Consider the following 26,960-nt stretch of genomic DNA (forward strand, 5'->3'; position numbering starts at 1 on the left):
TTATAGTAACAGAAACTTCGCGCTCCGACCCTACAGCGGCGCCAGCGTCACGGCTTGGCCGTCGGGCAAATTCTTGATTTGCTCGTAGAAGCCCGCCAGCCAGTCGAGGCGCTTAGCCACTGGCACGGCCTTGGAGGCCGGGGCCGTGCGGCCGTTGGTGGCCAAGCACAGCGGCGGGTACAAATTCAGCAGTTGCCCCGGCTGCAGCACGCCGCCGGCCTGCTGAAAAGTGCGCAGTGGCTCCAGGCCCAGCGCATCCATCGGGAACTTCTCGGCTCCGAACAGGAAGTGCTTGAAATCTACATCGAGGTCAGCCAGCTCGCCGGTTTCCGTGTCGAGCAGCAACACGGCATCACCGCGCAGCAGAAACTGGTTGCCCACGCAGTCCTGCCCGAACGGGATGTCGGACTTGCGCAGCTCGCCATACGTGCGCCACAGCGCCCGCTCGCCCTGCCAAACCTGGGCTAGCGCGTGCCAGCTGGGAGCCGCCACGCAGCCCCGGATGTGCAGCCCGCCGAAGTAGGCCACCACGCCATTCTGGGCCCTTAGAAACGCCTGCAAATACGTTGGCAGCCGCGCCAGTGTCACCAAGTCCGTCAGCTCGCTACCGGTATAAATAATTCCTTTCATGTTGATTGCAGATGCTGTTCTTATTTCCCAAGGCTAAAGCCCTGGGCTACGCAGCGTTTTTGTTCAGCGGCCGCGCTAACTAGCCCAAGGCTTCAGCCTTGGGAAACCGGGCCTACAGAAAAGCCTTTCCCGCGCGGGGCGGGAAAGGCTTTTCAAGGCAACAGGCAGTGAAATTATACCGACAGGAACGTGCTTTCCTCGAACAGTACATTCTCGTTGAGTACCTGGTTGACGTCGGTCAGTTCCAGGCCCCAGGCGTCGGCTACGCCCTTGTACACCACCTTGCCATTCACCACGTTCAGACCCATACGCAGGTCTTCGTTGAGCAGGCAGGCCATACGCCAGCCCTGGCTGGCCAGCTTGAGGGCGTAGGGCAGCGTGGCATTGGTGAGGGCCAGCGTAGACGTGTAAGGCACGGCACCCGGCATGTTGGCCACGCAGTAGTGCACGATGTCGTCGATGATGAAGGTCGGGTCTTCGTGGGTGGTGGGCTTGCAGGTTTCGATGCAGCCACCCTGGTCCACGGCCACGTCCACGAGCACAGTGCCCGGCTTCATGGTCTTCAGCATGTCGCGCGTGATGAGGTGCGGGGCCTTAGCACCCGGAATCAGCACGGCCCCGATGATGAGGTCGGCCGTTTTCACGGCGGCGCGGATGTTGTACTCGTTGGAGTACTGCGTCGTCACGTTCTTGGGCATGAAATCATCCAGCTCCCGCAGGCGGTTGAGGTTGATATCCATGATGGTTACTTGGGCGCCGAGGCCGGCCGCAATTTTGGCCGCCTGGGTGCCCACGATACCAGCGCCGAGCACCAGCACTTCGGCCGGCTTCACGCCGGGTACGCCGCCGAGCAGAATGCCACGGCCTTTCAGGGGTTTCTCCAGGTACTTGGCGCCTTCCTGCGGGGCCATGCGGCCGGCCACCTCGCTCATCGGAATGAGCAGGGGCAGCGCGCGGTTCGACGATTCCACGGTTTCGTAAGCCAGGCACACCGCCTTGCGCTCAATCATGGCGTGGGTCAGGGCCTCGCCCGAGGCGAAGTGGAAGTAGGTGAACAGCAGCTGGTTCTCCTTGATGAGGGGGTACTCCGAGGCAATCGGCTCCTTCACCTTGATAATCATCTCGGCCTTCGCGTACACATCCTCAATGGTGGGCAGCATGTTGGCGCCGGCCTGCTCATACTCCTCATCCGAGAAGCCGCTGCCTTCGCCGGCCGTAGCCTGCACGTACACCTCGTGGCCGTACTTCACAAATTCGGTCGCACCGGCGGGCGTCAGGCCCACCCGGTTTTCGTTGTTTTTGATTTCTTTTGGAACACCAATCAGCATGGCTTGCAGCAGGAAAAAGCGGGTGGGTAAAATGGGTGGGTTAACGGGGGGCAAAGATAGACAAGGAAGGAGTTAGAAGCTAGAAGTTAGAAGTGAGAGGTGAGAAATGAGAGATAAGAAAAAGAACGTCATTCTGAGCGAAGCCGGCGGCGAAGCCAAAGAATCTCGCGTGTCACAGTAATCCTACTATCAGGAGTTAGTACTGCACGCGAGATTCTTCGACTTCGCCTCCGGCTTCGCTCAGAATGACGTTCATTCACTATTCACTTAAACGGTACCGACGTACCGCTTTCCTTCAGCATGCTGCCGACGTTGAGGTCCTTCACGATGTCGGCCGTGAGCGTAAGCTTGGCGTCGCCGTTCAGGTCGTTGCTGGTGATGACGACGGACTCCTGCTGCTGGCCCAGGCGGCGCTGGTTGTACACCAGCTCCACCACGGCCGTCTCGCCGGGCTTAATGGGCGAGGGCACGTTCTTGTAGCCCACGCAGTAGCACTGCGACGTAATGGCGCTCAGCACCAGATCCTGCTTGCCGGTATTGGTGACCTGAAAGCGGGCCGTGAGCGTCTGGCCGGCCTCCATTTTGCCGAAATCGTGGCGGGTGCGGTCCAGCTTCAGGCGCGGCGACTGGGCCAGTTGGGCCGGCGTTAGTTTCGAGCGCATCTGCTCCTTGTTCAGTACGTTGCCTTTAATGGTGAGCACCTCGCTGGGCGTGCTGGCATTGCTGACCACCGTAACGGTTTTGTTGAACACGCCGGGTCGGCCGGCGCTGCTGTACACGGCCTTCACCATGCCGCTTTTGCCGGGCATGATGGGCGTTTTGGTCCAGTCGGGCGTGGTGCAGCCGCAGCTGGCCTGCACGTTGGCAATAACGATGGGCTGGTTGCCCGTGTTCTTAAACCGGAACTCGTGGGCGGCCATTACGCCCTCCGGAATGGAGCCAAAATCGTGCTGCTCCCCCTCGAAGGTGAGCACGCCCTGGGCGCGAACGGCCGCAACGGTAGTGAAAAGCGCAAGGAGCAGGAAAACGAGCTGTTTCATGGCGGAGAAGCGTTAGAAGCCGGCAGTAACAGGGCTAGTTAGTATTCTCGGTGAAGACAAAATGCCCTGCTTGCAGCTTATCCCAAAGATACTCAACGAAACCCGGCCGCCGGCGCATCGGCAGCAAATCCGTACTTTTGTAGGCCTGTTTTCCGGTAAGCAGGTCCCCACCCCGTTCGCCACTACCGGTTTTCATCCCACTCGCCACCCGTCTATGCCTACTACCGACACCGCCCCCGCTATGCCCGCCCGCGTTGATTCGCTTACCAAGGAAGATTTTCTGCACGATTACCGCCTGGGCTGGGAAAGCCGCCACGCCTCGCTGGCCGGCCGCAAGGAGGTGTTCATGGGCAAGGCCAAATTCGGCATCTTCGGCGACGGCAAGGAATTGCCCCAGCTGGCCATGGCCCGCGCCTTCCGGGCCGGCGACTGGCGCGCCGGCTACTACCGCGACCAGACCTTTATGCTGGCCATTGGCGAGCTGACGCTGCAGCAGTATTTCGCCCAGCTGTACGCCCACCCCGATGTGGAGGCCGAGCCCGCCACCGCCGGCCGCGCCATGAACGGCCACTTCGGCACCCGCTTTCTGGATGAGGACGGCAACTTCCGTCCCTCGGCCGAAATGAAAAACTCCTCGGCCGACATCTCGCCCACCGGCGGCCAGATGCCGCGCCTGGTGGGCCTGGCCTACGCCTCCAAGCTCTACCGCCAGAACCCCGAGCTGCACCAGTTTTCAGACTTCTCAGTGAATGGCGACGAGGTGGCGTTCGGCACCATCGGCAACGCCAGCACCTCGGAGGGCATGTTCTTCGAGGCCATCAACGCGGCGGGCGTACTCCAAATTCCGATGCTCATCAGCGTCTGGGACGACCACTACGGCATTTCGGTGCCCGCCGAGTACCAGACGACCAAGCAGAATATTTCGGAAATCCTGAAAGGTTTCCAGCGCGAAGGCGAGGGCCAGGAAGGCTTCGAGATTTACCGCGTAAACGGCTGGGACTACCTGGCCCTGCTGAAAACCTACGAGCAGGCCGCCGAAGTCTGCCGCGAGCAGCACGTGCCCACCCTGGTACACGTGCAGGAAGTCACGCAGCCCCAGGGCCACAGCACCTCCGGCTCGCACGAGCGCTACAAGAATGCCGAGCGCCTGAGCTGGGAGCAGGAGCACGACTGCCTGCGCAAAATGCGCGAGTGGCTGCTGGCCGACGGCCACGCTTCGGCCGAGGAACTGGACGCCATCGAAAAAGCGGCTCAGCAGCTTGTGAAGGAGGCCCGCACCGCTGCCTGGCAGGAATTTTTCAACCCCATCAAGCAGGAGCGCGACGAGGTGGTGGAGCTTCTGAACAAGCTGGTGGCCGAAACCGGCACCGAAAACCAACTCCACGAACTGGTGGAAACCCTGCAGCACAACACCACGCCCATCCGCGCCGATTTGGTGCGCACGGTGCGCCGGGCTTTGCGCCAAGTGCGCGGCCAGCGTAGCGCCGGCCGCCGCGAGCTGCAGAACTGGCTGGAGCAGGCGCTGGCCGAAAATGCCGACCGCTACAACTCCTACCTGTTCAGCCAGAGTGAGGAAGCCGTGGGCAACATTACGGAGGTAGCCGTGGAGTACGCCGCCGACGCTGCCTCGGTGGACGGCCGCGAGGTGCTGCAGGCCTGCTTCACGGCCAACTTCGAGCGCGATGCGCGCATTTTCGCCATCGGCGAGGATGTAGGCCGCATCGGCGACGTGAACCAGGCGTTTGCGGGTTTGCAGGACAAGTTTGGCGAGCTGCGCGTGACCGACACCGGTATCCGCGAGTGTACCATTATCGGGCAGGGCGTGGGGGCGGCCATGCGCGGGCTCAAGCCCATCACCGAAATTCAGTACCTCGACTACCTGCTTTATGGTATTCAGCCGCTCTCTGATGACGTGGCCTGCCTGCAGTACCGCACCAAAGGCGGCCAGAAGGCCCCGCTGATTGTGCGCACCCGCGGCCACCGCCTCGAAGGCATCTGGCACTCGGGCTCGCCCATCCAGATGATTCTGGGCGCCATCCGCGGCATCCACCTCTGCGTGCCCCGCGACATGACCCAGGCTGCTGGCTTCTACAACACATTGCTGCGGAGCGATGAGCCGGCCATCGTGATTGAGTGCCTCAACGGTTACCGTCTCAAGGAGAAAATGCCCCAGAACCCCGGCGACTTCACCCTGCCGCTGGGCCGCCCCGAAACCCTGCTGCGCGGCGCCGACCTCACCATCGTCACCTACGGCTCGATGTGCCGCATCGTGCTCGACGCCGCCCAGCAGCTGGCCGAAGTGGGCATTGCGGTGGAAGTAATCGACGTGCAGACGCTGCTGCCCTTCGACACCGACCACCTGATTGTGGACAGCATCCAGCGCACCAACCGCGTGCTGTTTGCCGACGAAGACGTGCCCGGTGGCGGCACCGCCTACATGCTGCAGCAGGTACTCGACGACCAGCAGGCCTACCGCTTCCTCGACTCGCAGCCCCGCTGCCTCGCTGCCCAGGCCCACCGCCCACCCTACGGCTCCGATGGCGACTACTTCAGCAAGCCCAACGCCGAAGACGTGTTCGACACCGTGTACGAGATCATGCAGGAGGCCGACCCCAAGCGATTCCCGGCCATCTACTAAGCGGCAACTCGCAAAAAAGCGCCCGCCCCATGCAACAGCTGGTGCGGGCGCTCTGCGAACAGCCAGTAGAGCAACGAAGCTGGTTATCGTGGAATGGTTATGGGGGTAGTAAGCACTTCGTTGCTGCGGTGCAGAGCCCGGTCCTGAATGCTGATTTTAAAGCGGAGGACTGTTCCGGGAGGCGGCGAACCAATCGGGGAAAAAGGGATGAAGTAATATATTTCGCCCCGCAACGGAGCCGCCCGGTCGCCTTGGGTGGCAGGCGTTAGGATCGGATAACGGCCATTAAAGCCGTTTACCACGTCGCCCGGTGGGGTGTAGTCCAAATAGGTGCCATCGGTCTGGCGGATCTGGGCCTGGCAGAAGTAGTTCAGGGTATTGGGATTAGGCGTTTTATCGGGCAGGCGCGGGTTGTAGGGGGGGAGCGTATCGTTCAGTCCCAGGCCCAAATCCCCATCCCCATCACGGTAGCTAATCGTTATATTGATGCTGTCGATGGGACTGCCTTTCTGAATGATTGATTGTATGCTGATGCGCTCAAACTCAATTTCCGGCGTGTCGGAATAGTTGGGGGGGGTGATGCAGCCCGGCACCGACAGGCCCAGCAGGCCCAGCAGCACTATAAATCCCAGCGTCTGGAAAAGTGGCGTACGAGATGAGAGCATAGGAAAACGAGCTTAAAGAGAAGGGCCGAAACTGCCGGCCGCCGACAATGGAAAGGTAGCTTAAAGATACCGTATCTGAACGAATGAGCAGTTGCCTGCATTGTTCAACATCTGGCTAACCGCTGGCTATAAAAATGAGTTTCCGCACCCAGTACCTGCATGCCCTGCCCAGCCTGACGGCCGCCACTGTTCCGGCTGCTGCCCTGACCCTTTTTCGCTACCAGGCCACCCATTGCCCCCCTTACGCCGCCTATCTGGCGGCCCTGGGCCGCAACCCAGCCACTGTGGAAAGTCTGGAGCAGATTCCGTTTCTGCCCATCGAATTCTTCAAAACCCACGAGGTGCGCACGGACACTGCCAACTGGCAGCCAGCCGAAACTTTTTTGAGCAGCGGCACTACGCTGCAACAGCGCAGCCAGCACCACGTGCGCGAGCCCGAACTGTACCGCCAGCATGCCCAGCGTATTTTTGAGCACTATTATGGCCCGCTGACGGGCTGGACAATACTGGCGCTGTTGCCCTCGTACCTAGAGCAGGGCGGCTCGTCGCTGGTGGCTATGGTCGAGCATTTCGCGCAGGCGTCGGGGCAGCCACAGCCCGCCTTCTTCCTGCACAACCACGCCGCGCTATTGGCTGCACTGGCTGAAGCCAAAGAGCAGCCAAACCGCAAAGTGCTCTTAATCGGCGTCAGTTACGCGCTGCTCGATTTCGTGGAGGCACACGCCGGTCGTCCCGAACTGCTAAACCTGACGGTGCTGGAAACCGGGGGCATGAAGGGCCGCCGCCGCGAGATGATTCGGGAGGAGCTGCACGCCGAGTTACAGCGCGGTTTTGGCTCGGCCGGTATCCACTCCGAATACGGTATGACCGAAATGCTGGGCCAGGCCTACAGCTTCGGCGACGGCCGGTTCTGGGCCCCGCCGCAGCTGCAAATCCTGCTCCGCGACCCCTCCGACCCGTTTTCCGTGTCGGCCACCCGGGCCAGCGGCGCGCTCAACGTCATCGACCTGGCCAACATCGACAGCTGCGCTTTCATCGAAACCAAAGACCTGGCCCGCCGCCACCCCGACGGCTCGTTCGAAGTCCTCGGCCGGCTGGATAATTCCGATATCCGGGGCTGCAATCAACTGGTGTAGTCTGAGGGGTTAGGAGAGAGGCATAGTAAAAAAAAGGCGGTCATTCTGAGCGAAGGCGCAGCCGTAGTCGAAGAATGACCGCCTTTTTTACCCCATCATCTCATCACCTACTTCCCTGCAAACGCTTTAGCGTCGGCCTCCGTAATCGTGGCGTCGCTCATAATCACGAGGCGCTCGACCACGTTGCGCAGCTCACGGATATTGCCGCGCCAGTCGAGGCCTTGCAGGTAGGTGAGGGCCGCGTCGTCGATTTTCTTGGGCTTGTTGCCGTAGTCCTGGGCAATGTCTTTGAGAAACTTATCGATGAGCAGGGGTACATCGTCGCGGCGTTCGTTGAGCGAGGGCACCGGGATGAGGATAACCGAGAGGCGGTGGTAGAGGTCTTCGCGGAAACTGCGCTCGGCAATTTCCTGCAGTAAATCTTTGTTGGTAGCCGCCAGCACGCGCACATTCACCGAAATTTCCTTCTCGCCGCCCACGCGGGTAATTTTGTTCTCCTGCAGCGCCCGCAACACTTTGGCCTGGGCCGAGAGGCTCATGTCGCCGATTTCGTCCAGAAAGAGGGTGCCGCCGTCGGCCTGCTCGAACTTGCCGATGCGCTGCTTGATGGCCGACGTGAACGAGCCCTTCTCGTGGCCGAATAGCTCCGACTCAATTAGCTCCGATGGAATGGCGGCGCAGTTTACCTCTACCATGGGGCCGCCGCTGCGCTGGCTCAGCTCGTGTAGCTGTCGGGCCACCATCTCCTTGCCCGCACCATTGGGGCCGGTTATCAGCACCCGCGCATCGGTGGGGGCCACCTTCTCGATGGCCTTGCGCACGGCCTGCAACCCGGCCGATTCGCCAATCATTTCCGAGCTTTTGGCCAGCTTCTTCTTGAGCGTTTTGTTCTCGGAGGATAGCTTGGTGGTTTCGGTGGCCAGCTGCACGTGGTCGAGGGCGTTGCGCACCGTTACGAGCAGGCGGTTGAGGTCTGGTGGCTTCTGAATGAAGTCATAGGCGCCCTTTTTCGTGGCCTCCACGGCCATTTCGACGTTGCCGTGGGCCGATACCATGATGAAGGTGGAATGCGGCGCCAGCACCCGGGCGCGCTCCAGCACTTCGAGGCCGTCCATCTTGGGCATTTTCACGTCGCAGAGCACTACATCGTACTTCTCCTGAATGAGCATGTCGAGGCCCGTGGGGCCGTCGGCGGCTTCATCCACCTTGTAGCTTTCGTATTCGAGGATTTCCTTGAGCGTGTGCCGGATGGCTTTTTCGTCGTCGATTATCAGCAGGCGGGGCATATTGCGTAGCTTTTAGCTGACAGCTGTTAGCTGTTAGCTTTCGTTGGGTGGAGTAGGAAAGATAGGGTCTTTGAACGGAAGCTGTCAGCTAACAGCTAAAAGCTAGCAGCCAAATCGAAAAACAAAGAGGCCGCCGCAACAACAGTTGCGGCGGCCCTTCGAGGTGGCGTGATGAGTCTGTAAGCCGGGTTTTGTCCGCCTACCCGAGGGCAAGCGGCCCCACCATTTATCTAGGCCAGTCGTTGCCGAAAGGCTCCATCAACCTACCCGCCAGCGCCGGACGAGCCGCCCGGTGCCAGCCCCTGGAAGCGGGGCCGACGTGCTGGCTTATTTGGTCTTTCAACCCCTGAGGTTTACCCAGCCGACTTGGTCACCCAGCCGCTGGTGCGCTCTTACCGCACCTTTTCACCCTTACCGGCTGCCCGAAGGCAACGTAGGCGGTATTTTCTGTGGCACTGGCTGTCCGACGCGGCTTTACGCTACGCCGTCCTTCCCGTTAGGAAGCAGGGTGCTCTGCGTTGCCCGGACTTTCCTCGTCGCGGTTCTTGCGTTCCGCGCCGCGGTGGGGCGACCCATCACGGGAGCAAAGGTAGGAATTAAACTATTGGTATAATAACGCCATCTACTTCTTCTACTTGTATATGTTGTTGTCTTATTATGATATTAAACTCTCTAGCAGTTCTTGTCTCCATATTCTCAATTAAAAAAGAAATAGATGAATCAATATATTTATTTACTAATTCAATATTCTGAATTGTTAATTGACTGATATTCTTAGGTAGATCACCATTGTATTTTTTATTGAGAATAAAAGAAAATTCGTTTTTTCTCACAATCGCATGCTGCATGGATTCTGTAATATTTGCATGTATGAAATCGTTTCTGAGATTTACTAATTTGAGAAGATTTTTAAAGCTTTCATTTGAAGAGTCTAAAGTTTTTACTTTAAAACCGTCACAATAAAAAGGAGCTAATCTAAATTTTATATCTATTTGTTCTCTACTCAGTCTGTCGTTTATTCTTGACTCTCTTAACGCTTTGTTTAAATAAATTTCATACAATAAGTTTAAGAGCCCCTCAAAAGATGACATGAAGGAGCTAAAACTAGCTTTGCATAAAGTAGAGATTAGGCTTAATGTATCATTTTTCTCTTGTATATTATCTATTTCTGCGTATAGTTTGAACGGGTTCTCTATAAATCTCTCTTTTTTTAATTTTAAATTTTCTTCCTCATCTTTCTTGTACTTAACAACTTGCTTGTTTATGAGATTGATTAGGTCATTGGTGGCCTTTTTGGCGTTTGATACATCTGCACCTTGTCTTGTAGAGCAATTTGCCATCCAAGTAGAAGATTCCCAGTCAGATATTAGAAATATGAAATTATCAAATATTATCTCAAATGTCCACTGGATTCTCTCGGCATCTAATGGCTTGTATTTGGGTGATCCAAAAAGATCATATAGCAAACAAAATACAATATAGCTACTTGTTTCTTCGATGGCAATAAAAAAGTCTCCCTCTAAGTTACCATCTTTATCAAGTCTTCTTTCGAAATTGGGTTCAGATTCTGAATTCTTTAGATCTGTTATTTTCATGATTTCATATATATAAAGAGTTTACTTCACCGCCACCCACACGTTGTCCTTCGGAAAACTATCCGGCACGAGCGTGGCGCCGAGCTTCATCTGCTGCGCGGCTTTGGTGGTGGGCACGGGTACGGTAACGGTTTTGGCGCCCGATTCCCAGACGGCTATGGTGCGGTGGACTTTGGCGGTGGAGTTGTCGGCGAAGGTAATGGTGAGGTCGACGGGGACGGGCTTGGTGCCTTTGGATTCCACCACTACATCGTAGCCGGTGGCCGTTTTGGTGACCTGCTGGATGGCTAGGTCGGGGTAGCCGCCGTCGAAAAACCAGCGCTGCCAGAACCAGTCGAGGTTGCGGCCCGCTCCGGCGTTCATAGCGTTGAAGAAGTCGTGGGGCATGGGGTGCTTACCCTGCCAGTTGCGGATGTAAGTATGCAGGGCCTTCGTGAACAACTCGTCGCCGAGCAAATCCTGCACATAGAGGTAGCCCAGGCCGGGTTTGGGGTAGGAGTTGAGGTAGAACGCCGTGCCCGTCTGCTGGGTGCTGAGCGTCATGATGGGTAGGTCGGCCTCGGTGTCGGCGCCGGCGGCATAGGGGGCAATGCCGTAGTTATCGTCGAGTTTGGGGTCAATCATGCCCGAGATAATCCACTCGCCCATGGTGGCCCAGCCCTCATCCATCCAGCCGTATTTGGTTTCGTTGGTTCCCAGATAGAAGGGGAACATCGTGTGGAAGATTTCGTGGACTGTGAGCGTGATGCCGTCCTCGCGGGTTTCGGTGGGGTTGTCGTTCACCATCATCGGGTACTCCATCTGGTCGAGGCCGTCGAAAATGGTTTCGTGGGAGTAGGGGTAGGGCCACTTCGGGAAGGTGTAGCTCATGGCCTCCACCGTTTTGCGGGCGAAGTCGATTACCTCGGCGTAGTCCTTGTGCTGGGGGTTGTACACGGCATCCACCCGCGTGCGGCGCTTAGTGGCCGGGTCCACTACCAGGCTGCTACTCTGCCACACGTAATGGTCGGTAGTGGCAAACACGAAATCCGTTACGTTTTTAGCCTCGAAGTGCCAGGTGTTTTCGGGCTTTTGAGTGGCCGTGATGTTGCCGGCTTTCAGATCGGCCTCGGTGATGATGCTCGTGATGCGGTCCTGGGTTTCGGCCTGGCGCAGACGCTGGGCGTACTTTTTGGTGAGCACCTGGTCGGCGTTGGTCAGGTCGCCGGTGGCCCACACTACGAAATTCTTGGGCACAGTAATGTCTACCGAGAAATTGGCGAAGTCGTTGTAGAACTCCTGGGAGCCGAGGTAGGGGTTGCGGTTCCAGCCGTCGATGTCGTCGTAGACAGCCACGCGGGGGAAGAAGTAAGCCACGAAATCGGCGTTGGGCTCGACCTGGCCGGTGCGCATGTGCGAGCCGGCATTCAGCGTGTAGGCAAAGTCCACCGTCATTTGGGCCGTATGGCCGGGGGCAATGGCCTTGCGGGCCGGCACTACCAAGTTAGTGAAGCTGGGCCGCAGGTCGGCGGCCGGCACGGCCTGGCCGTTGAGCGTGAAGTTGGTGAGTTGCATGCCTTCGCCCACGTCCTCGGGGCTCATGCCGCTGGCCCGGGGCGCGCCCTTCTGGTACAGATTGGGGTAGAGCTTGAACCACACCTGCCGCAGCGAATCGGGGCTAGCATTGCGGTAGGCAATAGCGGCCGTGCCGCTCACCCGCCGCGTGGCCGGATCAAAACGAACCTTGATTTTGTAGTCGGCCGAGTTCTGCCAGTACTTGGGTCCCGGCAGCCCGTTTTCGGCCCGGGTACCCTTGTCGTAGGTAGCCCGAATGGTACGCGACACTGGCAGCTGCTGGGCCGGCAGCGTGAGGGGTAGTAGTAGGAGGGAAGCGGCGAGGAGCGCGGGGAATTTCATGCGGGGAAGTAAGTTGTGGCCGCAAGGTAGAGAGTTGCCGGGAGAGCAGGGAACAAAAAAACCTGTCATCCTGAGCACAGCGAAGGACCTTATCACGTTAAAACGAACCGCTGTTGCAGTTGCTTTGGCGTGATAAGGTCCTTCGCTGCGCTCAGCATGACAGGCAGGTTTCCCTTTACGCTTACTTCAACCGCACCAGCGTGGCGCCGTAGCCAAACTTCTCCTTCATCGAATCCTCGAAAAACTTAATGTCGCGGTTGCGGCTCAGCAGCTTGTGCAGCTCCTTGCGCAGCGTGCCGTTGCCCGAGCCGTGGATGTAGATGATTTCGTGCATGTTGGTGGCCAGCGCCCGGCTCAGCGTGTCCTCAAAAGCTTCGAGCTGAAGCTTGAGGATAGCCGAGTTGCTCAAGCCCTCGGTGCCGCCCTCAGGCTGCAGGGCCTCCAAGTGCAGGTCTACCTCGTGCGACGGCGCTACCAGGGCTTTGGCGGGCTCAGGTGCGGGGGCCACGGCGGCGGGCTTGGCGGGCGCGTTGCCGGTCAGCTGGGCCTTTAGCTTGTCGGCCAGCTGCTGCTTGTCGGTGGCGGGTTGGGGCTTGGCGGCCGGCGCGTTGGCTGGTTGCTCGGTTTCGGCGGCGGGCAGGGCTACCGGGGCGGCGGACTTCTCGTCGAGCTGGAACAGGTAGGCCTCGCGCTGGAGCACCGGCACGTTGGGCTGGCGGCTGGTATAAAAGCTGGCCGCCCGGAACTGCAGGCGCTTGTTCAGCAGCTCAAACGCATCGGGGCTGTTGAACTGGAACGGCAGCAGCTGCACCAGCAGCGCCGGCCATTGGTCGAAATCCTTGAGGTGCCAGTGGCCCAGCGCCTCGCTGGCCGACTTGGCCTCCAGCTTCTCGGCCTTCAGGGCCCGGTACTGCCCGCTGGCCTTCTCCTCGCCCAGCGTAAAGAGCACGGTGCGGTCGGTGTGGTTGACCAGGTGCAGGGCCAGCAACTCGGGCGACTGGTGGGTGAGGGCCAGGTAGATGCCCTTCTTAACCACCGGTGCCTGGTTTTTGTCGGCTTTGATGGGGGTCGGGCTTTCGCCTGTAGTAGCTGGCTTGGTGGCTGGCGCTTCCGTGGCTACGCCGGCCTTCTTGGCGGCCTGGGCGGCCATAGCAGCACCGCTGCTGGCGGCTTTCTTCTCCGATTCTACGGCGGCAGCGCTCTTGCCGAAGGCCTTGGTTTCCTCGGCCGCTACTACCACAATCTCGCGGCGCAGCACCGGAATGGTGAAATCGTTATCGATGGCTACTTCCACCAGCTCGTCGCTGAGCACGCGGGTAATGATGCCTTCTTCACGCCCGGTCAGCAGGCGTACTCGGTCTCCAATATTCATAAATCACAGCTGTTGCAGATGGTGCAGATGGCGCAGATTCGTTCTGGCATCTCTCCCGGGGGAGGCGTAAAGGTCGCCATTTGCTTACGCAAATTGCGCTGAAACGATGGATGAACGAAAACGCCTGTCATCCGGCGCATGTTGCGTTAAGCACGACACGCACCGGATGACAGGTGGAAGTTAGCCAGGTTCTTTACCAGTACAGCCCGTGCGCTCGAAAGCCGTGGCGCGGGTTCCACTCCAGGGCGGGGGCAGGCAGGTGGAAGATGCTGAGGGCGTAGAATACCTTTTTGAGCACCTTGCTGCGGGTTGGGATGCGGCGCAGGTCTACGTCGAGGCTGAAGTAGAACTGGCGGTAGGAGCGCAGGCCCAGCGCGGCATTGGCTTCCGGGTCGTTGAACACCATTTGCTGGGCGCCGTAGCCCAGGGCTGGCTGCAGCCAGCGCGGCCAGCGGCTGCTGGCGGGCATAAACGCGCCCACGTCGGCAGCCAGCCAGTAGGTCTGGCCGTTGTAGTCTTTGAGAAACTGCTCGCCCAGACCGCGGCCCAGCACGTTAGGGCGCAGGTCGGCGTAGCGGGTAGTCCGGAACGAGAGCTTGGGCATGATGCGCACCTCGTTCCAGACCAGCTGCTGGCCAATCAGGCCGGCCGAGCCAAGGAAGTTGGCCGCCAAGTCGGTGGCTGAAGCGCCGTAGGCCGGGTCGCGGCCATCGAACAACTCGATGGGGCTTTGCAGCAAAAAGCCCACGAAGCCGCCGTACCAGATGGACCGGCGGTCGGGTACGCCGGCCCAGCGCAGCATATCCACCGCGCCCCGGCTCTCGTGGAAGGCCCCCCAGAAGTGCCCGGCCTTGTCGAGCTGCTGCCACTCGGGCAGGTCGTTGAACCAGTGAAAGCGGCTTTTCTCGCCCGTATACCAACCCTCACTCAGCAAATACATCAACGACGAGTACGACACCACCAGCCCGCCGGCCAGTAGTGGCAGCCGCTGGTTGAGCCGCGACGGTGCGGTCGGCGGTAGGCTGTCGGTGGGAGCCGGGAAGCCAGCGGCAACCACTGGCTCCGGCACGGCTGCTTCGGAAGGGGCCCGCGGCACCTGGGCGCGTACCGGCCCGGCGAGTAGCGCACCCAGCAGGCCCACGAACAAAGAGGCGCGACGAGTGAAGGAGGGAGAGGGCAAGTGCAGTAAAAAAAATCTGGTTAAATCTACGCTAAATGCGGCTATTGACTTGGTGAACACCCTTAGGCGGATGTATATTTAATGCCCCTTTGCAGCAGACAGTGACTGTGTATTACCTATTAAGGTTAATGTGGCACCGGGGATCGCAACCGATTTTCAAAAATTCCCACCCCGTTTACTTATGCGAATACTTCAACTCTTTCTGTTTTTTCTGGCTTTCGGAGCTACCGGGCCAGATTGCTGGGCTCAGGTAGTTACTGCGCAGCCCACCTCATTCACGGCCGAGCAAGCCGTTACGCTCACCTTTGATGCCACAAAAGGCAATGGAGCACTAGCCAATTTAAGCGGCGACGTATATGTGCATACCGGCGTTATCACCAACTTAAGTAGCAGCCCCTCCGATTGGAAGTACGTGAAGTTTACCAACTTCAACGCCCCCGATCCGTCGGTAAAGCTCACGCGTAGTGCCACTAACCCCAACATCTACACTATTGCCATCACGCCCAGCGTGCGGGCCTGGTACAACGTGCCGGCCTCCGAGCAGGTTCAGCGCCTGGCCATGGTGTTCCGCAACGCCAACGGCTCCATTGTGGGCCGTGCTACTGGTGGGGGCGACATTTTCGTGGATGTGGCCCAGAACGGGTTCGACCTGCGTTTCACCCAGCCCAGCGGCCCCGGGCCGTTCGTGTTCCCGCTGAATTCGCCCACGCTTGTGAAAGGCACCTCGGCCGTACCCGCCAACCTGGCCCTGCTGCTCAACGGCACCCAGATAGCCACTGCCGCCAATGCCACCGCCATCGAAGCCAACATAACGCTCACGCAGGCCGGTGCCAACACGCTGCGCCTAACCGCTACCCTGGGCAACGCCTCGGCGGCGGCCGAGCTGACACTCCAAACCCGCGAGGCCGTAGTAATAGCCCCGCTGCCCGCCGGCGCCAACCGCAATGGCGTTACGTATATCAACGGTGGTACTTCGGCCATCTTCAGCCTGACGGCGCCCAACAAGAATTTTGTGCACGCCATCGGTGAGTTCAACAACTGGACGGCCAACGCCGCCGGCTATATGAAACGCACCCCCGATGCTACCGGCCAGCCCGACAACTCGGTGAACGGCCGCTGGTGGGTGCAGGTAGATGGCCTGACTGCCGGCCAGGAGTATGCCTACCAGTACCTCGTAGATGGCCAGTTGAAAGTAGCCGACCCCTACACCGAAAAGGTGCTCGACCCCCAGAATGACCGGTTTATTTCGGCCGCTACGTACCCTGGCCTGAAGGCCTACCCAGCCGGCCAGAGCGGCATTGTGTCGGTGCTGCAAAGCAACATGCCAGCCTACGCTTTCCAGAGTACCAACTTCCAGGGTCCTAAGAAAGAAGACATGGTGGTGTACGAGTTGCTGGTGCGCGACTTTCTGGCCAGCCACGACTACAAAACCCTCACCGACACGCTGGCTTATTTGCAGCGCCTGGGCGTGAACGTGATTGAGCTGATGCCCGCCAACGAGTTCGAGGGCAACGAAAGCTGGGGTTACAACTCGTCCTTCTACTTCGCGCCCGACAAGTACTACGGCCCCAAAAACGACCTGAAACGCTTTATCGACGAGTGCCACAAGCGTGGTATTGCCGTGGTGTTCGATATGGTGCTCAACCAGTCGTTTGGCCAGAGCCCGATGGTGCAGCTGTATTTCCAGGACGGCAACCCGGCCCCCGATAACCCTTGGTTCAACCGCACCGCCACCCACCCCTTCAATGTGGGCTACGATTTCAACCACGAAAGCGCTTTCACCCGCTACTTCAGCAAGCAGGTTATCGAGTTCTGGCTGAAAAACTACAACATCGATGGCTACCGCTTCGACCTCAGCAAGGGCTTCACCCAAAAAGTAAGCACCGATGTGAACGGCTGGAACCAGTACGACCAGTCGCGGGTGGACATCTGGAAGGACTACCACAATTTCCAGGTGAGCGTAGCGCCGGCTTCGTATGCTATTCTGGAGCATTTGGGCAGTAATGAAGAGGAGAAAGTACTGTCGGATATGGGCCTGCTGCTGTGGGGCAAAATGACCGATGCCTACAACGAGGCCACGATGGGGTACCACGAGGGTGGCAAGTCCAACTTCAGCGGCGGCTATTACAAGCAGCGTGGCTGGAACCAGCCCAACCTGGTAACCTATATGGAAAGCCACGATGAGGAGCGGCTGATGTACAAGAACCTGACCTTTGGCAATGCTTCGGGTTCGTACTCGGTGAAGAACCTGCCCACCGCCCTCAAGCGCCAGGAAATGGCCGCCGCGTTCTTCTTCACGGTGCCCGGCCCGAAAATGATCTGGCAGTTTGGTGAACTCGGCTACGACAAGTCCATCTTCAGCTGCCCCGATGGTACCGTGCCCATCCCCTACGCCGAAAATGACCAATGCAAGCTGGGCAACAAGCCCGCCCTCTGGACCTACTACCAAGAGGCCGACCGTCGCCACCTCTACGACGTGTACCGCAGCCTGATTGCCTTGAAAGTGCAGGAGCCCGCCTTCAAGAACCCCGCCAGCTTCACCCAGAACCTGAACGGCGCGGTGAAGACCCTGCAGCTCACCGACCCGCGCCTCAACGTGACTATCGTGGGCAACTTCGATGTGACGACGGCCACCGTGATGCCCAACTTTCAGAGCGCCGGCACCTGGTACAACTACCTGACGGGCGAAACCCTGGTCGTAACCGATCCTTCGGCTTCAATTCCGCTGGCACCCGGCCAGTTTGCAGTGTACACCTCGCGCAAGATTGCGGTGCCCACCGGCACGGTGCTCAGCACCCGCCGCGCTAGCACGGCCGCATTCCAGCTCATGGCCCAGCCCAACCCGGCCGGCGTTGCGGCCCAGCTTCGCTACGAACTGCCCCAAGCCGCCACAGTGCAGGTTACGGTGACCAACCTGCTCGGGGCTACGGTACAAACCCTGCCCGCTACCCGCCAACCAGCCGGCTCGCGGAGCTTGGAGCTGCCCCTGCAGAACCTAGCCAACGGTGTGTATCTGGTTCGCCTGCAAGCCGGCACCCAGCAGCAGTCCATCCGGCTGGTGGTAAATCATTGATTTTGAATTGCTGAAGCTGTTTGCAAAGTCGGCAATGGTTACGAAACGGTCATGCTGAGCTTGTCGAAGCATCTCTACCGCTTCGTTGGATGACTGCGACGAAGTGGTAGAGATGCTTCGACAAGCTCAGCATGACCGCCTTTTGACCTTGCAAACAGCTTTGCTAGCTGAGAGCCTTTAGCTATTAGCTTTCGTTCAGAAGAGTCCGTTTTATTACACAAACGCAGGCCCCGCACTCAATAGAGTGCGGGGCCTGCGTTTATTCAGCTAACAGCTAACAGCTAACAGCTAACAGCTAACAGCTAACAGCTTAGGCACCAAGCTCTGCTTCGTGGAAAGCCACCAAATCGTCGATGGGGGAGCGGATGATTTTGCCGACTTCCATGTCGTACTGCTTAGCTACCTGCGTCAGGGCATCGCGGAAGTTGTAGCCCACCGAACCAATGCAGTTGAAGGTGTAGTCCTGAAAGTTGGGGTAGTGCCGGACGATATTCTCGAAGAACGTTTCAAAACCCTGCACCACGATTTCGCGGCAGTAGCTGATGTTGTTGTGGTCGTAGGTGAACTTGGCGAAGCTGGCTAGGAAGCGGTTGGGCAGTGGCTGGTTATAGAGCCGGTCCAGAATATCGTCGCGGGTGAGGTTAAACTCGTCCTGGAAAATTTCCTGCAGCCCCTCGGGCAGCAGCCCGCGCAGATAGTCGCGCAGCAGACGCTTGCCAATGAACGAGCCTGAGCCCTCATCGCCCAAAAAGTAGCCCAGCGAATCGACGTTGTGAATAATCTTCTGTCCGTCATAGAGGCAGGAGTTGGTACCGGTGCCTAAAATGGCGCCGAAACCCGGCTTGCGGCCCAGCAGGGCGCGGGCGGCGGCCAGTAAATCGTGGTCGACGGTAACGGTGGCGTTCGGAAACGTCTGGCGCATGGCGGCGGCCAGCACCTCGGCCTTGGCGCCCGACGATACGCCGGCTCCGTAATAGTGCACCTCGGTTACTTCGGCGCGGGGTAGGTTGTCGGGCAGGTTATGATCGAGCGAGTCGGCCACGGCGGCCGTTTTCATAAAATCGGGGTTGTAGCCCTCGGTATTAAAGTACACGCGGTTACCGGCCTCGTCGAGCTGGCACCAGCTGCTTTTGGTCGAGCCGCCATCGGCAATTAGAATCATGTAGGAGACTGAAAAAATGTGAAAGAATGCGGCAATTGGCAGGTTATCGGCCCCACTGCTTAAAGGCGAAGCACGGAAAACTTTCCGGGAGAAAAAAACGCAAATAGCGCTGATAAACTCAATTCTGCCGGGCTTTCCGGGAGCTGGCTGATAACATAAGACGAATGATGGGCAAATAAGTGGTTATATGTTTGATTGTCAAGGGGTAAAAGTTTAAAATATTTACACCAGTATAATGCTATAATATAATATAAAATGGTAAATTCATGACAAGAAGATTGGTAAGCAACCACTTACTCGCCTCCTTCTTGTATGTTCCATTTCATTCCACTTTTCTCTCTTTCTTATGAAAAAACAATTTACTCTCGCCGCCCTCGGGTTGCTCACGGCCGGCGCTTTTTCGGCCCAGGCTCAGGTTACAGTTGATGGACAGTTGACCGCCGCTGAGCTTACAGCCGGTAATTATATCTTACTGGGAAAAAGCAATTCTTTCACTGGCAACCAGAACGACGGTCGGCCATTTGGTAAGGCCGGGCTGTTAAGCCTGTACGTGGCCAACACGCCCACGAAAGTGTACATGTTTCTGGGTGGTACTGTCGAGGCCGGTGGCAACTCGTTTCAGATTTATCTTGACCTGCCTGGAGCAACGGGAGTGCCTGCCGCCACGTTTTTGCCTGCTGGCGCTGCCGGAACCTCGTTCGAAAAAGTAACGCGCATCAAGCTGGACCAGGCGGCTGATTTAGCGCTGGCGCTGCGAAGCGACGGAGCCGCAGTTGGTGGGGTGCAGAATTACAAAGTTGAGGCGGCCGTATATTCTTCTGCTACGGCCGTGCAGAGCAAGCAGCTTACGGACGCAACCACACTCATTAAGGGAGATGGCACCGCGCTAACTATTCCGGCCACTCTCGCTGCGGCCCCATACGCTGGTCTGGCAGGTTCGCGTATGGCCTACCGGAATACCTCGAATGGCGAAATCGGAACTAACCCCGGCAATACGAATCCTATTACCGGTGCTACCTATGGTGCAGCAGGCTCTTTTGGTTGGGAAATTGAAATAGACCGGGCTGCCTTAGGGGCTACTACCGGCACCCCGACGTTCCGGATTTTCGCCATCCAAAACAATGGTAGCGGCGGATTTGCTTCCGGCGAATTCATTCCTCAGGCAACGGGGGCATTACCCACTGGACTGCAAAATCCGAATCTGGGAGGAGCAGACGCCAATAGCGGTGCAGGCAATGACGTAGATTTTGCTGCCATCCCCGGTACTCAAAGTGCCGGTTTCATCTTAGGAACAAGTGGTACTGTTCTCGGTAACCGTTCGGCCATTGCCAGCGCCCTTAAGTTCGGCGTGTATCCTAACCCCGCTCCGGGCGCGGCCAAGATTTCGTACGTGGTGCCCGGCCAGCAGGAAGTAAGCGTCGATGTATTCAATTCCTTGGGCCAGCGGGTCCGCTCGGTGGCCTCTGGCCGTCAGACTGGCTCCCAGGAATTTCCGCTCAGCGACCTCGCTTCCGGCGCTTACTTCGTGAAGTTGCAGGTAGGCGGGCAGAGCACCAGCCAGAAGCTCATCGTGCAGTAAGCAGGTATCAGCAACTGAAAAAAAGGGCCCGGCAATTGCCGGGCCCTTTTTTTCAGCTATTTTCAGCTAGTACCGTAAGCTGTTGGGTTTGCTTAATCTGAATCTCAAGCACTTCATCAAAAAAAGAGGGCCCGGCAAACTGCCGGGCCCTCTTTTTTTGATGAAGTTAAGAAGTATAATTACTGCTTAACTGCGGTGTAGGTAGCAGGTTTCACGCTGTAGTTTAGCGTTACGGTATACGTACCGGCCTCCGAAATTTTGATGTTGGAACCGCCTTCCTTAAGCGGACCCGCCGTTTTGGTAGCGTCTCCGTCGCTCAATGCGCCTAGGTTGAGGCCCCAGTCGTTGTTAGCGCGGAACTTATAGTACGCTGCGGTCAGGGGCAGCGTAATCGTCCAAACTCTGCGGTCGAAGTCGTAAGTCATGGGCGTTTCGGTACCCCAACCGTTGGTTGTAGCGTCGCCGATGATGGCCCATACATCCTGAGGCAACTCACGGCTTTCGTAAGGCGTAGCTTTAATGCCCGTCAGGTTCGACATCATCAGGCCCGCGTTGTTGAGCAGCATCGACTGCAACCGCACCTCCAGCTCCGAAACCTCACCGGCTGGCCGCTTCAGGTCCGAGTAGATGCTGTTCAGTTCTGATACCGTCAGGGTGCGCGTAGTAGCCGTACCCACCGAAATGGTGCGCGCCGACTTGAAGTTATTGCCCTTGGTATCGAACTCCAGTGTGTAGTTGGGACCGGCCGCGAAACCGTAGTTGGTGGGTGTCCAGGTATAGGTTACGGCGTCCTTATCGGCATTAGCGCGGCTCAACACCGGCGTAGTAGTAGAGGCCTGCAACTGAGGGGCTGCCGTTTGGGTGAGCATTATTTTGTCGCCTTCTTTCTCACAGGAAGTGAGGAACAAAGCGGCAACGAGGCTCAGGCCAGTCAACTTTGTAAATAAATTTTTCATGGGGTAAGCTGAAAAGAGTGAGGAATAGCCATTGGGGCCAACCAGCCGGAACCGAACGAATCGTGCGGGCTCCGGCCAGTTGGACCGGCAAGGTTAGTAGCCTGGATTCTGCTTTAGGTTAGGGTTGGCCGTCAGGTCACTAGTAGGCAGCGGGAACAGCGTCCGAGTCAGCTCAACATCAGTTCCGGCTTGAACACCGCCCTTGAAGGGCCAGTTGTAGCCGCGAGCGTATTTACCGAAGCGGATCAGGTCAGTGCGTCGGTGACCTTCCCAGTACAACTCCCGGCCACGCTCGTTGAGCACCAAGTCGAGGCCGCCCTGGCCCGTCAGATCAGCCGCCGTAATATTGCCCGAGTCGTTGCCGTAGGCCCGCTGGCGCAATGCATTGAAGTAGGTAACGGCCTGGGCCGTGGTGCCTCCCGAACCCCCGCGTACTACCGCTTCTACGTACATCAGGTACGCATCGGCCAGCCGGAACAGTGGGAAATCGGTGTCAGGGAAAACCTTGTCGTTGCCCGCTACGCCCTGCGACGACACGTTCTTGAACTTGGTTACCGCGTATCCGTCGGTGAAAGTAGCCACCTTGTTGATTTCGAGCGACTGGCCATCGGAGAAGAACATAGCGCGCTTATCGGCCTGCGACTCGGGAAATAGATTGACCAGGTTTTTCTTGGTGCGGGTACCGCCCCAGCCGTTGTCAATGCCAAAATCGGTGACCGACATCTTACCACCTACGGAGGCGTGGATGATGAACGTCATGCCACCGTACGTCTTGGTGCGTACACCGTCGAAGCGAACCGGAAGGATGATTTCGGAACGCGCTATGCTGCTGTTATCCGTACGGAACAGGTTCGCGTAGCTGCCGGAAAGCTGGTAGCCGGATTCAATAATCTTGTTCGTGTACGTGATAACCTCGGCGCTGCGGTTGGTGCCGGTGGTGCCGCCGGGAGTGGTGCTCAGGTAAACGGGGGCGTTCTGGTACAGCTTGGCCAGTACCATCCAGGCGGCGGCCTGGTCGGCGCGGCCAAACTCGTTGGTGCGGGCCGGGGCCAAATCGGCTACCGTGGCTTTCAACTCGGATTCAACATAGGCAAACAGCTCGGCCCGCTCGATGCGCCGGGGCTTCTCTGTACCAACCGTCGACGTTTCATCAGCAAACGGTACGTTGCCGAACATGTCCAGCGCATGGTAGTAGCTCATGGCGCGCAGGAAGCGGGCCTCGGCGCGGTACTGCTTGAAGTTGGTCTGCTCGGCCGCCGAAATACCGTACTCGCTGAGCTTGGCATCCGAGGTCTGACGGATGAACTCGTTGCAGAGCGAAATCTGGTAGAAAATCCGGTCATACATCGCCCGCACAAAGCTGTGGGAGGGCGACCATGTGAGGCGGTTGTATTCGGGTACGCCCGGATCACCTTCCCAAGCCAGAATGGCTTCGTCGGTGGTCAGTTCCTGGGCCATCCAGTACTGGCGCAGGTAATTGGAAAAGCCTTCGTCGATGCCGGCAATATCAGGCTGGCCAGCCGGGCCCTGCTGGCCGCTTACGGCCATTGTGGCGTAGAGGCGGGCCAGTACTTCTTTTACCCGGGCCGGGTCGCGGTAAACCGACTCAACGGTTGGCTCATACGACGGCTCTTGGTTCAGCTCGTTGATGCATGAAGAGAACGGAGCCAGACCAAGTACAACCAGCGCAAGGGCAACTGAACGTGAGAACTTGTTTTTCATGGGATCGGGGAATTAAAAGCCGAGGTTCAGGCCGAGCGTGATGGTGCGCGGACGCGGGTAAATGGTGTTGTCGATGCCAAGGGCAGTCTTACCGGTACCAGTCGTGATTTCCGGGTCCAGGCCTTTGTAGTTGGTGGTTACGAACAAGTTCTGAACCGCCAGAGATACCCTTAGGTTCGCCTTATCCTTGTAAATATTGCCGAAATCGTAACCAGCCGTCAGGTTTTCCAACCGCATGAAAGAGGCATTCTCTACGTAGTAGTCCGATTGCAGCCGCTCCGTTGTATTGGTTACGAAACCCGAGGTCAGGAATTCGCGGTTCAAGTTGTTGAGCACCCCATCGGAGCCGGCCTGCGGGAAAGCCGCCTGGGCCCGTACGTTGTTGTACACATAGTTGCCAAGGTTGGCGCGCATAGTGAAAGCCAGGCTGGCTTTGCCGTACGAGAAGTTGGAACCGAAGCCCAGAATGGCTTTCGGAGCCGGCGACTGGTACTGGTACCGGTCGTCGGAGTCGATAGTGCCATTGCCGTTGCGGTCCACGTACACGCCCTCCAGGGGCTTGCCATCGGCGCCGTATACCTGCTGATACACGTAGAAAGCATTGGGCTGATAGCCCACCGAGTTAATCTGAATGGTACCGTTATTACCGCCTTCAATGCCGCCCACATTGTCGCCTAGGTAAGAAGGGTCGGTGGCATTGGTCAGTTTGGTGATTTCCAGTTTGTACAGGTTGGCGTTGGCATTTACCGTCCAGTTGAACTGCGTGCCCCGGACAACATCCACATTGAGTGCCGCCTCCAGGCCGCGGGATTCCAGTGAGCCCACGTTGGTTGTCAGCTTGTTCGACAGGTTCGAGAGAGCTGGTACAAATACGTTGTTGAGCAGGTCATCGGTTTTCCGGTAGTACACATCGAACGTACCGTTGAAGCGGTTGTCGAGGAAACCGTAGTCGATACCCGCGTTGTAGGTCGTCGACGTTTCCCACTTGATGTTGCGGTCGTAAGGCGCCGCGCGCAGCGTATTCGAGAACTCGTCGCCGAACTGGTACTGCGACGTGCTTTCGCTGAACGTATAGCGGGCCAAGTAGGGGTAAATGTCGCCGATGTCCTGCTGGCCGGTCTGGCCGTAGCCCAGGCGCAGCTTCAGCTCCGACACAGCGGTCGAGTTGAGCAGGAAGTCTTCGCCCTTCAGGCGCCAGGCAGCGGCGGCCGAAGGGAAGTAGCCCCACTGCTGGCCTTCGCGGAAGCGCGACGAGCCGTCGGCCCGCATAGTAGCCGTCAGCAGGTACTTATCGCTCAGGTTGTAATTGGCCCGGCCATAGAACGAGAGCAGCACGTACTTTGGGTCGCGGTAGTCGAGGCCGCTGAACAGCGTGGGCGCTGCCGCATACACAGCCTCGTTGGCCAACCGGTCGGCAAATACGTAGTTTTTATCAGCGAAACGCTGGTACGAATGACCAGCCAGCAGATCGAGGCGGCCGGGGCCTACCTCCTTGTTGTAGTTGAGGTAGAATTCGAGCAGTCGGTTGTTCTTATCCTGGCCCGAGAAGTTGTTTAAGCCACCCTGACCGGCCGCTACACCGGCAATGGCTACCCGGTTGAAATCGGAAGCAGCGGTAGAAGGCACCAGAACGCTACCCCGGCCCTGCTGCACATCGTAGCCCAGGTTGAGGTTGGCGCGCAGGCCCGTGAGGAAGGGCAGGGCGTAATCGAGCTGAATGTTGCCGATGCTGCGCTTTACCGTGCTCCGGTCGCGGCGCTGGTTGATGAGACCCAGCGGGTTGCGCGTGGCCAGCGTGTTGAGGTTACCATCTTTCAGCACCTCATTAAAGCCGCCGTACGGGTTGCCCGGCGCGTATATTGGCAGCGTTGGGTTGGCAAATACGGCTGCTCCCACGGCTCCCTGGTTGGAGAAGTTGTTGTCAACCCAGCTGCCCTTCACGTTCACGTTTACCCGCAGGTTGCCATCGAGCAGCACCGGCGAAAGGCCCACCGAGCCAGTGTAGCGCTTCAGGTCGTTTTTGAGAAGCAGGCCCTCCTGATCGAGGTAGCCGCCCGAAACGCGGAAGGGCACGGCGCCCACCGCCCCGGTCAGGCTCACGTTGTTATCCGTAGTAAGCGCTGTCCGGTAGATTTCGCGCTGCCAATCCGTATTTACGGTCTGGTCCTGGCCTAGCAAAGCAATCTGCTGGGCGTTGCCCTGCGCCAGTACCACTTTCCGGAATTCGTCGCCACTCAGTACGTCTACGTACTTCTTGGCCTGCGACACCGAGTTCTGCGACGATACATTCACGCGCAGTTCCTGGCCCTGCACGCCTTTTTTGGTAGTAACGATAATAACACCGTTCGAAGCGCGCGAGCCATAAATGGCCGTCGAAGACGCGTCCTTCAGCACCGAAATGCTTTCGATGTCGTTGGGGTTAATCAGCGACAGCGGATTAGCCGCTCCCGACAGGCCCCGGTTATCAACTGGCACTCCATCGATAACGATGAGCGGGTCGTTGGAGGCCGTCAGCGACGAGCCACCCCGGATGCGGATGGTAGAGCCCGCGCCGGGGGCACCGCCGCTGGTAGTTACCTGCAAACCGGCCACTTTACCCTGAATCAGCTGCTCGGGGTTGGTTACTTGGCCCTTCACGAACTCCTTCTCCGATATCTGCGAAACGGCTCCCGTCAGGTCCTGCCGACGCTGTACGCCGTAGCCTACTACTACAGCCTCATTAAGCAGGGTAGTGTTTTCCGAGAGTGTCAGCGCGCGCACGGTCGTGTTCTGGCCGGCCACAACACTAATGGTCTGGCGCTGGGTAGAGTAGCCTATGAACGAAATAACCAGCGTTTGTGAGCCGGTGGGGGCATTCTGAATCAGGTATGTGCCATCACCATTGGTAGAGCCGCCTACGGAAGAGCCCTCAATCAGGACTGTTACGCCGGGCAGTCCTTCGCCCTTCTCATCGACTACCCGGCCGCTGACCGTGCCAATTCCTTGTGCGTGAACACTGCTGATGCCCGCGCCCGCGCAAAGGAGCGGTAGCACCATTTTCGCCAGATAAGGGTTTTTCATGGAAAAAAAATTAGGGGTTGAAATGGATTTTCCGCCCTCGGGCGGAGTGGGAATTTGCGAATGGTTACTCCTGCATAAACTGGTAGCCGAAGTGGTGGCATTTACGCACCACTAAGCTGAAACAGGCCGTGCATGGGGTCGCCGGAAGGCGTAGAAACAACGCAAGGTAAGCCTCACTTTATCATAAAACTATGCCCCATAGTGGTCAAAACGGTTTAGTTATAATTGCATTTTAAGGCTTCTTGCTGGCCTGTCACTATACTGGGCCCATATGTGGCCCTTAGCTCTAGCAACCTGACCGGGCTGCCAGGTGGTCCTGCTGACTGCGAAAGTGCCAAGTATCAGTTCGTTCACAAGGATGGGGTCAGCAGTATTACAGCCGTCGGTAGCTGTAACAGCAGGTGCTGTATTGCTTGCCAATGGTTAAAAGAAGGCGAATGCAAGCAGGTAAGGGTAATTGCAGCACAAAAAATGCATGCAGGCGTATTATTCAATGTCAATAATGGGTTGTATTAGTGCTGTATTGATAGATAAAGGGTTGGTAGCGCAGGATAAAGGAAAACTGATTGCTCCAAAACTAGCAGAGGTGGCTAATGCAGGAAAAGTTTAGATCAATAGGGTGGTGGTATAGTGAGGGGAATA

Annotated in this window: 17 protein-coding genes and 1 other RNA gene; 4 read left to right on the forward strand and 14 right to left on the reverse strand. The window is 58.0% G+C overall.

Annotated features, from left to right (window positions below):
* Positions 1–30: 30 nt before the first annotated feature.
* The 3 genes from BLW21_RS01410 to BLW21_RS01420 all read right to left on the reverse strand — a co-directional run bounded on the left by BLW21_RS01410 (position 31) and on the right by BLW21_RS01420 (position 2,998).
* On the reverse strand, positions 31–630 hold the full coding sequence (locus BLW21_RS01410) for an SMI1/KNR4 family protein (protein ID WP_092737119.1): 600 nt from the start codon (positions 628–630) through the stop codon (positions 31–33).
* 173 nt (positions 631–803) lie between these two features.
* Positions 804–1,958, reverse strand: coding sequence for an alanine dehydrogenase (gene ald, locus BLW21_RS01415; RefSeq protein ID WP_092737565.1), 1,155 nt, complete (start codon positions 1,956–1,958; stop codon positions 804–806).
* 263 nt (positions 1,959–2,221) lie between these two features.
* Positions 2,222–2,998: a DUF1573 domain-containing protein gene (locus tag BLW21_RS01420; RefSeq protein ID WP_092737121.1), complete on the reverse strand. Its 777-nt coding sequence runs from the start codon at positions 2,996–2,998 to the stop codon at positions 2,222–2,224.
* 214 nt (positions 2,999–3,212) lie between these two features.
* On the opposite strand from BLW21_RS01420, the gene BLW21_RS01425 reads away from it, so the two are divergent.
* Positions 3,213–5,636: an alpha-ketoacid dehydrogenase subunit alpha/beta gene (locus tag BLW21_RS01425; RefSeq protein WP_092737123.1), complete on the forward strand. Its 2,424-nt coding sequence runs from the start codon at positions 3,213–3,215 to the stop codon at positions 5,634–5,636.
* A gap of 83 nt (positions 5,637–5,719) precedes the next feature.
* Here BLW21_RS01425 and BLW21_RS01430 read toward each other — a convergent pair whose 3' ends face one another.
* On the reverse strand, positions 5,720–6,301 hold the full coding sequence (locus BLW21_RS01430) for a hypothetical protein (RefSeq protein WP_139255044.1): 582 nt from the start codon (positions 6,299–6,301) through the stop codon (positions 5,720–5,722).
* 134 nt (positions 6,302–6,435) lie between these two features.
* On the opposite strand from BLW21_RS01430, the gene BLW21_RS01435 reads away from it, so the two are divergent.
* Complete coding sequence (locus BLW21_RS01435) at positions 6,436–7,437, forward strand: acyl-CoA synthetase family protein (protein ID WP_092737127.1); 1,002 nt, start codon at positions 6,436–6,438, stop codon at positions 7,435–7,437.
* Positions 7,438–7,544: 107 nt separating this feature from the next.
* Here the strand turns inward: BLW21_RS01435 and BLW21_RS01440 are convergent, their stop codons facing one another.
* The 6 genes from BLW21_RS01440 to BLW21_RS01460 all read right to left on the reverse strand — a co-directional run bounded on the left by BLW21_RS01440 (position 7,545) and on the right by BLW21_RS01460 (position 14,766).
* Positions 7,545–8,723: a sigma-54-dependent transcriptional regulator gene (locus BLW21_RS01440; protein ID WP_092737129.1), complete on the reverse strand. Its 1,179-nt coding sequence runs from the start codon at positions 8,721–8,723 to the stop codon at positions 7,545–7,547.
* A 164-nt stretch (positions 8,724–8,887) separates the two neighbouring features.
* Positions 8,888–9,302: RNase P RNA component class A (rnpB, locus tag BLW21_RS01445), an RNA gene on the reverse strand.
* A gap of 17 nt (positions 9,303–9,319) precedes the next feature.
* Positions 9,320–10,318, reverse strand: coding sequence for a hypothetical protein (locus BLW21_RS21010; protein ID WP_139255045.1), 999 nt, complete (start codon positions 10,316–10,318; stop codon positions 9,320–9,322).
* 21 nt (positions 10,319–10,339) lie between these two features.
* On the reverse strand, positions 10,340–12,214 hold the full coding sequence (locus BLW21_RS01450) for a M1 family metallopeptidase (RefSeq protein WP_092737131.1): 1,875 nt from the start codon (positions 12,212–12,214) through the stop codon (positions 10,340–10,342).
* A 181-nt stretch (positions 12,215–12,395) separates the two neighbouring features.
* The gene (locus BLW21_RS01455) at positions 12,396–13,586 is read right to left on the reverse strand and encodes a Smr/MutS family protein (protein ID WP_092737133.1); all 1,191 of its coding nucleotides are present in this window, start codon (positions 13,584–13,586) and stop codon (positions 12,396–12,398) included.
* 193 nt (positions 13,587–13,779) lie between these two features.
* The gene (locus tag BLW21_RS01460) at positions 13,780–14,766 is read right to left on the reverse strand and encodes a YfiM family protein (protein WP_245711775.1); all 987 of its coding nucleotides are present in this window, start codon (positions 14,764–14,766) and stop codon (positions 13,780–13,782) included.
* Positions 14,767–14,947: 181 nt separating this feature from the next.
* Between BLW21_RS01460 and BLW21_RS01465 the strand changes: the two genes are divergently transcribed.
* Positions 14,948–17,839 carry a DUF4961 domain-containing protein gene (locus BLW21_RS01465; RefSeq protein ID WP_245711776.1) on the forward strand — a complete coding sequence of 964 codons (2,892 nt, stop codon included), beginning with the start codon at positions 14,948–14,950 and terminating at the stop codon, positions 17,837–17,839.
* 310 nt (positions 17,840–18,149) lie between these two features.
* Here the strand turns inward: BLW21_RS01465 and BLW21_RS01470 are convergent, their stop codons facing one another.
* Positions 18,150–19,001, reverse strand: a complete 852-nt coding sequence (locus BLW21_RS01470; protein WP_092737135.1) for an N-acetylglucosamine kinase — start codon at positions 18,999–19,001, stop codon at positions 18,150–18,152.
* Positions 19,002–19,347: 346 nt separating this feature from the next.
* On the opposite strand from BLW21_RS01470, the gene BLW21_RS01475 reads away from it, so the two are divergent.
* Positions 19,348–20,580, forward strand: coding sequence for a T9SS type A sorting domain-containing protein (locus BLW21_RS01475; protein ID WP_092737137.1), 1,233 nt, complete (start codon positions 19,348–19,350; stop codon positions 20,578–20,580).
* 179 nt (positions 20,581–20,759) lie between these two features.
* On the opposite strand, the gene BLW21_RS01480 is transcribed toward BLW21_RS01475, so the two are convergent.
* The 3 genes from BLW21_RS01480 to BLW21_RS01490 form a co-directional block, all read right to left on the reverse strand.
* Positions 20,760–21,536 carry a SusE domain-containing protein gene (locus tag BLW21_RS01480; RefSeq protein ID WP_092737139.1) on the reverse strand — a complete coding sequence of 259 codons (777 nt, stop codon included), beginning with the start codon at positions 21,534–21,536 and terminating at the stop codon, positions 20,760–20,762.
* A 93-nt stretch (positions 21,537–21,629) separates the two neighbouring features.
* Complete coding sequence (locus BLW21_RS01485) at positions 21,630–23,258, reverse strand: RagB/SusD family nutrient uptake outer membrane protein (RefSeq protein WP_092737141.1); 1,629 nt, start codon at positions 23,256–23,258, stop codon at positions 21,630–21,632.
* A gap of 12 nt (positions 23,259–23,270) precedes the next feature.
* The gene (locus tag BLW21_RS01490) at positions 23,271–26,318 is read right to left on the reverse strand and encodes a SusC/RagA family TonB-linked outer membrane protein (protein WP_092737143.1); all 3,048 of its coding nucleotides are present in this window, start codon (positions 26,316–26,318) and stop codon (positions 23,271–23,273) included.
* Positions 26,319–26,960 lie beyond the last annotated feature (642 nt).

The sequence above is a fragment of the Hymenobacter psychrophilus genome (genome assembly GCF_900107135.1).
Lineage (GTDB): Bacteria > Bacteroidota > Bacteroidia > Cytophagales > Hymenobacteraceae > Hymenobacter > Hymenobacter psychrophilus.

Excerpts from the sequence above, each read along its gene's own strand:
- BLW21_RS01410 (WP_092737119.1), bottom strand. The coding sequence starts at position 630 with ATGAAAGGAATTATTTATACCGGTAGCGAGCTGACGGACTTGGTGACA.
- ald (WP_092737565.1), bottom strand. The coding sequence starts at position 1,958 with ATGCTGATTGGTGTTCCAAAAGAAATCAAAAACAACGAAAACCGGGTG.
- BLW21_RS01420 (WP_092737121.1), bottom strand. The coding sequence starts at position 2,998 with ATGAAACAGCTCGTTTTCCTGCTCCTTGCGCTTTTCACTACCGTTGCG.
- BLW21_RS01425 (WP_092737123.1), top strand. The coding sequence starts at position 3,213 with ATGCCTACTACCGACACCGCCCCCGCTATGCCCGCCCGCGTTGATTCG.
- BLW21_RS01430 (WP_139255044.1), bottom strand. The coding sequence starts at position 6,301 with ATGCTCTCATCTCGTACGCCACTTTTCCAGACGCTGGGATTTATAGTG.
- BLW21_RS01435 (WP_092737127.1), top strand. The coding sequence starts at position 6,436 with ATGAGTTTCCGCACCCAGTACCTGCATGCCCTGCCCAGCCTGACGGCC.
- BLW21_RS01440 (WP_092737129.1), bottom strand. The coding sequence starts at position 8,723 with ATGCCCCGCCTGCTGATAATCGACGACGAAAAAGCCATCCGGCACACG.
- BLW21_RS21010 (WP_139255045.1), bottom strand. The coding sequence starts at position 10,318 with ATGAAAATAACAGATCTAAAGAATTCAGAATCTGAACCCAATTTCGAA.
- BLW21_RS01450 (WP_092737131.1), bottom strand. The coding sequence starts at position 12,214 with ATGAAATTCCCCGCGCTCCTCGCCGCTTCCCTCCTACTACTACCCCTC.
- BLW21_RS01455 (WP_092737133.1), bottom strand. The coding sequence starts at position 13,586 with ATGAATATTGGAGACCGAGTACGCCTGCTGACCGGGCGTGAAGAAGGC.
- BLW21_RS01465 (WP_245711776.1), top strand. The coding sequence starts at position 14,948 with ATGCGAATACTTCAACTCTTTCTGTTTTTTCTGGCTTTCGGAGCTACC.
- BLW21_RS01470 (WP_092737135.1), bottom strand. The coding sequence starts at position 19,001 with ATGATTCTAATTGCCGATGGCGGCTCGACCAAAAGCAGCTGGTGCCAG.
- BLW21_RS01475 (WP_092737137.1), top strand. The coding sequence starts at position 19,348 with ATGAAAAAACAATTTACTCTCGCCGCCCTCGGGTTGCTCACGGCCGGC.
- BLW21_RS01480 (WP_092737139.1), bottom strand. The coding sequence starts at position 21,536 with ATGAAAAATTTATTTACAAAGTTGACTGGCCTGAGCCTCGTTGCCGCT.
- BLW21_RS01485 (WP_092737141.1), bottom strand. The coding sequence starts at position 23,258 with ATGAAAAACAAGTTCTCACGTTCAGTTGCCCTTGCGCTGGTTGTACTT.
- BLW21_RS01490 (WP_092737143.1), bottom strand. The coding sequence starts at position 26,318 with ATGAAAAACCCTTATCTGGCGAAAATGGTGCTACCGCTCCTTTGCGCG.